Origin of the sequence: Leptospira chreensis, assembly GCF_016919165.1 — a bacterium.
Taxonomy (GTDB): Bacteria; Spirochaetota; Leptospiria; order Leptospirales; family Leptospiraceae; genus Leptospira_A; species Leptospira_A chreensis.
Genome location: NZ_JAFFPS010000062.1, coordinates 1 through 5,858 on the forward strand (window position 1 = coordinate 1; position 5,858 = coordinate 5,858).

At 33.6% G+C, this 5,858-nt stretch carries 7 protein-coding genes; all 7 read left to right on the top strand.

From position 1 onward, the window contains the following. Nucleotides 1-96 precede the first annotated feature (96 nt). The 7 genes from JWG41_RS16415 (at nucleotide 97) to JWG41_RS16445 (ending at nucleotide 5,758) form a co-directional block, all read left to right on the top strand. Nucleotides 97-822, top strand: coding sequence for a hypothetical protein (locus JWG41_RS16415; protein ID WP_205270906.1), 726 nt, complete (start codon nucleotides 97-99; stop codon nucleotides 820-822). A gap of 198 nt (nucleotides 823-1,020) precedes the next feature. After that, nucleotides 1,021-1,749 carry a hypothetical protein gene (locus tag JWG41_RS16420; protein ID WP_205270907.1) on the top strand — a complete coding sequence of 243 codons (729 nt, stop codon included), beginning with the start codon at nucleotides 1,021-1,023 and terminating at the stop codon, nucleotides 1,747-1,749. Between the two features lie 211 nt (nucleotides 1,750-1,960). After that, nucleotides 1,961-2,524, top strand: coding sequence for a hypothetical protein (locus JWG41_RS16425; RefSeq protein WP_205270908.1), 564 nt, complete (start codon nucleotides 1,961-1,963; stop codon nucleotides 2,522-2,524). 210 nt (nucleotides 2,525-2,734) lie between these two features. Continuing rightward, nucleotides 2,735-3,694 carry a hypothetical protein gene (locus tag JWG41_RS16430; protein WP_205270909.1) on the top strand — a complete coding sequence of 320 codons (960 nt, stop codon included), beginning with the start codon at nucleotides 2,735-2,737 and terminating at the stop codon, nucleotides 3,692-3,694. Between the two features lie 358 nt (nucleotides 3,695-4,052). Beyond that, nucleotides 4,053-4,265, top strand: coding sequence for an AbrB/MazE/SpoVT family DNA-binding domain-containing protein (locus JWG41_RS16435; protein WP_135631244.1), 213 nt, complete (start codon nucleotides 4,053-4,055; stop codon nucleotides 4,263-4,265). Further along, complete coding sequence (locus tag JWG41_RS16440; RefSeq protein WP_205270910.1) at nucleotides 4,265-4,663, top strand: type II toxin-antitoxin system death-on-curing family toxin; 399 nt, start codon at nucleotides 4,265-4,267, stop codon at nucleotides 4,661-4,663. Before JWG41_RS16435 ends, JWG41_RS16440 begins: the two co-directional genes overlap by 1 nt. A 192-nt stretch (nucleotides 4,664-4,855) precedes the next feature. Then, a complete protein-coding gene (locus tag JWG41_RS16445; RefSeq protein WP_205270911.1) occupies nucleotides 4,856-5,758 on the top strand; it encodes a hypothetical protein in 903 nt (300 codons plus the stop codon). Nucleotides 5,759-5,858: the final 100 nt, after the last annotated feature.

A 5,858-nucleotide genomic window follows, 5' to 3' on the forward strand; every position in this document is an offset into this window, starting at 1 on the left:
CTACGGCAAATTTCCCGCTACTCCTAACGCCTCTACGAGGCTCAGGGCGGGAAACTTCGGGAAGCCTACTTCGTTATATGCAATTGCGTAAATCTTATGAAATTAAAACTAAACAACAAATTAGAAATTGCAATTCACTACTTATGGTTCTGTCAAATTGATATCTCCAATATTCGGATTTTAAATAATGTAAATCAATTGAAGAATGGCATAGCTTTTCCAGTTTTTGGAGAAAATATTGAAGGCGAGAATTTCACATTCGACATTATCGATCGAATCAACTTCCCTCTTATTGGAACAAAAGATCTTTTAATTTTTAGATTAATATTCGAAAGTTTTGAGAAATTATTAAAAGCCTCTATAATAATTGAAAACTTTCATCAAGAAAAGGAAGAAATAATTATTTCAGATGGACATTCATTACAAATTCTATGGAATAATCTACCCGAAAAAATAGTATTCACTAAATTATCAATGCAGGTAAAAATTAAACCTGAATTAATTAGAATTACCGACATCGAGAACTTTTTCAAACTTGATTATAATCTCTTAAGATATGGACTTGACAAAAATTTTCAAGTCAGCAACACATTTACTTTTGAAATAGAGAAATTTAATCTCGACCTATTAATTGACAAAATTGAAAGCTTAAGTAGAACTTTAGGTACTGCTATATATAGCTCAAAATATTTAATAGGTCAAGAACCAACAGGCGAAAAATTCCCAAGAGTAACCATAGAAGATTCAAATGGAAACCGTTTACTCAAAGCTTCAGAGAATTCAATTATAAAAGTTACTAATGAAAAACGCAACTGCATATAACTGACGCTAACCACTTCGCTTCAGGACTTGCGCCCTCGCTCGGTCTGCGACACATAGGCTTCTGGCACTCCCCTTGCCTACGCAAGTGTCGTTCCAGTCCCTAACGTCCCGTTCGGGACTCAGGGCCAGCCTACGTCGGTTAGCTTGTTCGTTATGCGCAAAAGCTGAAATCAAATTTAAAATAAAAATCAGGACGAAATGAAGAAATTCTACTTTTTTACAATACTGTTTATCGCTAATAGTCTTTATTCTCAATCATTCTTTGAGAAACAAATTCAATTAAGAACTCAAAAACCAATTTCAGTTTATACTGGATTAAATAGCATCTCTTACTATTATTATATGCAATTTCTTGGTATTTCTTACGCATTCAATAGTAAACATGAAATTGGAGCAAATTTAATATTTTCAAAATACTCCTCAGAGGATAAAAGAAATTACCTTCCTGCACCAAATTATATTTTCATCATCAATGAAAAATTCTCATTTAATCAAAATTCAGTAAAAATATTCTATAATTACTATATCTTTGATTCTCCTTTTTACTTTAATGCTACGTTAGGTTCTCTACCAGAAGTATCTCAAACTTATTCAGCATATATAATTCCTACTAATAGTAATAATTTCTCTGAAATAAATGTTAACATAAAAAGAAACTCAACCGCTTATTTTTCACCTGGTTTAGGGTTAAAAATGATACTCGACAATGGTGTATTTTTTTCTATCGTAGGTGGTCCTATGTTCATATTCGACAACCAGTTAAAAGCAGATTCCTACAACTACCTAGCCTCAAATTCAGATTATCAGAATATTGCCTCTAACTTAATCTTTAATTCAATATTTGATTCGAAGAAAAAAGAATTATTTGGATTTTCAAGAAAAAATACCGAAGCATACGTTGATATATCAGCAGGAATTTCATTCTAACAGAGCAGCTTCAGCGCATAACAGCGCCTTAACGCTTCGCTTCGGCACAAGGCCTCGCTCGGTCTGCGACACATAGGCTTCTGGCACTCCCCTTGCCTTCGCAAGTGTCGTTCCAGTCCCTAACGTCCCGTTGGGACTCAGGGTCAGCCTACGTCGTTAAGGCTAGTTCGTTATGCGCAAGATGAAAAAATATATTCAAAGAAAATAAAATATGAAAAAAACAATAATATGTCTACTTCTGATAAATCTTAGCCTAAATGCTCAAAGCTCAGATTCACCAACTAAATATCCTTTAGATGAATTTCCAAAATATTTTAAACAAGGTACGCTAAATTGGGGAGTTGATTGCGAACATTTTAAATTTAATGAAAACGGTACATTTACTTATAAATTTACTGGCGATTGTAAAGGATGGGGTAGATCAATCAAAGGCAAATGGACTAAAGGTAACGATCGAATCATCCTTTCTGCGAAAATGACTGAAGGACCAAGCGAAGAAAAAAATCACTGTGGCGGATCATATTATCACACTAATACAAAAAAAGAAAAAAATGAATGTATAAAGAAATACAAAACTGGAATTCTAAAAAGTTTCAAAGTTTATCCCGCAATATTTGATTTAAATGGATTCATTACTTTGGATGAAAATCAAAAAACAACGGTAACTATAAAAACTAAACTGATTAATAATGAAAAATTAAAAAATAAAGAAGGTTTTTTAAACATTGATGCGGATAAATTTGGTAGTTTCGACGAACACTCAATAGAATATTAAATCGATTTATACCTTTCATCCAGCGCATAACAGCGTGGAAACGCTTCGCTTCGGCACGAGGCCTCGCTTGGGCTGCGCCACATTTCCCTTCTGTCACTCGTTTGCATCCGCAAACTCCGTGCCAGTCCCTAACGTCCCGTTGGGACTCAGGGTCGGGAAACGTCGTCTCCACTAGTTCGTTATGCGAAATATTTGCAAAAAGGATAAAAAATGGACTTTAAAAAATTAGAAAAAGACTTATATGAATCAGAACAATATCTTAAAAACTTAAATTTCACTATTCAAAATAATTCTTCAATTGAAGCGATAATTCTCGCATCTACAAAATTATTCGAACAAGACAAAGGCTCAATTCCAGTAGAACAGAAATGGGACTTTCGCCAAACCTATCGAGATATTCTTGGATTTCACGATATCGTGGAAAAAATAAAAAAAATTTCCAACCATCCTTGTTATACAGAAATAATACCACACATAAATCTACTTGCAGAATCCAAATTTCAGCAGAATGATAAGTCTTCTGTTCTTGATTCTAATTCGAATAAAGTTTTTGAATTATATCTCTCATTAGCTTGTATGAGAATTTCTCAGAAAGTCAAACTAGACAATCCGAACATTTCAAAGGGAGATAATCCAGATATTATTTTTGATTATGAAGGTCAATCTATTGGAATAGCCTGTAAAGTTTTACATTCACCTAATCCGAAGGGAATATTTCAACATATTGAAAAATCAATTGATCAAATAGAAAAATCAGAAGCGACAAAAGGATTAATTGTAATATCATTAAAAAATATAATAGACCATGATGATTTTTGGAAAATTCAAAACCTAGAGAATGTGAAAAATGGGACCTCGGAACCCGAATTTAATACATTTGCAAATAGCGAGGATGCAAAAGAAAGACTAAATTCTTATGTAAAACCATTCTTTGATTATTATAGCGATCCGATAGAGTTAACTGCTTTAAACGAATTATTTTTAAACAAGAAGACCCCACCTGAATTTTATTTTTTCCTTAATAGTATAACGTCAGTCATGGAACATGGAAGACAAAGGGCTATTAATTTCAAAAGACTATTTCGAATCAACATTAAGGAAGGAATATTACAACCAATCACACACTCAATAGCTGACAAAATAAATCACTATATTCAATATGATACATAAACGCAAATACTTCGCATAACAGCTCCTTAACGCTTCGCTTCGGCACGAGGCCTCGCTCGGTCTGCGACACATAGGCTTCTGGCACTCCCCTTGCCTGCGCAAGTGTCGTTCCAGTCCCTAACGTCCCGTTTCCGGGACTCAGGGTCAGCCTACGTCGTTAAGGCTAGTTCGTTATACGACATAGCCTAAAAAATAAGCTTTAACACTAGAATTTGCGAAATAGGAAGGGGAAAAAACAATAATTGCGTAATCAACCCATATTCAAGTTACAATTTCCTTTAACTTTCCAGAAAAAATTCAGAAATTTCTGATTGAAATTGATTACACAATGTTACAACATTGTTATTACAGGCTAAATATGTTAAAAAAATTAGTACAACACGGGAACAGCTCCGCTTTAGTTATTGAGAAACCGATTCTTGAACTTTTAAAAATTGATCAAAACTCGACTCTCGAAGTTACTACTGATGGCAAATCTTTGATTATCAAACCAATAGAAAAGACTATTACAAAATCTCTTGAAAAAATTAATAAAGCTCACGGCAAAACACTCAAAAAACTTGCGCAATAATGCTGGATGAAACTATATTCCTCTCCATTGAGGATGTAATTCTTATACACAAAAATCAAATCGAACTCTATGGCGGAGCAAATGTCATTCGTGATCACGGACTTCTAGAATCGGCCATTAACCAACCAATGGCCACTTTTGATGGTATCAGTTTACACCCTTCTCTATTCGATAAAGCAGCTGCCTATTTATATTACTTATGCAAAAATCATCCTTTTTTGGATGGAAATAAACGAGTTGCATTGGCTTCTTCATTAGTCTTTCTCGATATTAACGGATATGAAATACTTGATCCAAATGAAATCTTATATAACTTCGTAATTGGAGTCGCCGAAGGACAATACAAGTTAGAAGAGATTAAGAAAATATTAGAATCTCTAGCTAAACTTAATATCTAACAATAGGCTACGTCGTATAACAGCATGGAAACGCTGCGCTTCGGCACGAGGCCTCGCTTGGGCTGCGCCACATTTCCCTTCTGTCACTCGTTTGCATCCGCAAACTCCGTCCCAGTCCCTAACGTCCCGTTCGGGACTCAGGGTCGGGAAACGTCGTCTCCACTAGTTCGTTATGCGAAATTGCTTAAAAATATGATTAAAATTGAAGAAATTAGCCCACCCAGCTATTACTCTCATTACAATAAAATAACATATTTCAATCTAAACGAAAAACGAACACTTTGGAAAACATTTACTAAATGCTTTTACTGCCAAAAAAACAACAGAATATCAAATCCAAGCCTATTCAAACAAAATGCACACGCAGTCTCTAGCTATTTCAACTCAAATCTATACAATTATGATGAGTGTGATGAATGTAATAAATTGTTTGCAAATAAATTAGAAACGAAGTTTTCTCTTTTCTTTGATCCAATAAAAAGTTTTTTGTTTCAAAATCACAAATTTAAACAGCAGGAAAACTTTTATTACAATAAAAATGGGGATGTGATAATTCATCCAAATTTTATCAAAAGCATTGATCAAAAAAACAGAATAGCCCACATTACCATCAAAAGACCAGCGATAAGTATACTAGATATATATTGCTGTTTATTAAAAATGGGATTATCAGTTTTTAATAGGATACAAAGAAAAGAAGTTTCAAAATCTCTAAATCTAATTGCACTTGATTTTAATTATCAAAACAAATTAAGACATTTAAATCATTTTTTCTTATATGGAATATACAATGAAAATTCGACAGAAGATAGTATAGCCATATATAAAAATACTTCCAAATTAAATTTACCAAAATATTTCATATTTATTAAACATCATAGATTCTACTTTCAACTGTTTATTCCCTTTATAAATGACGATGCCACGTTTAATATACTTCCACCTATGACGCGGATAATCGGCTCCGAAACAAATTTTAATTCAGCTAACTTCGTTTCAAATTTTATTGAAAAAGGTGAAATAAATTTAGCTCTAAAAGCAACAGATAAAGAAAAATTTGAAAATTATATTATCAAAAATAATTTCAAAAAATAAGCAACTTCGCATAACAGCGCCTTAACGCTGCGCTTCGGCACGAGGCCTCGCTTGGGCTGCGCCACATTTCCCTTCTGTCACTCGTTTGCATCCGCAAACT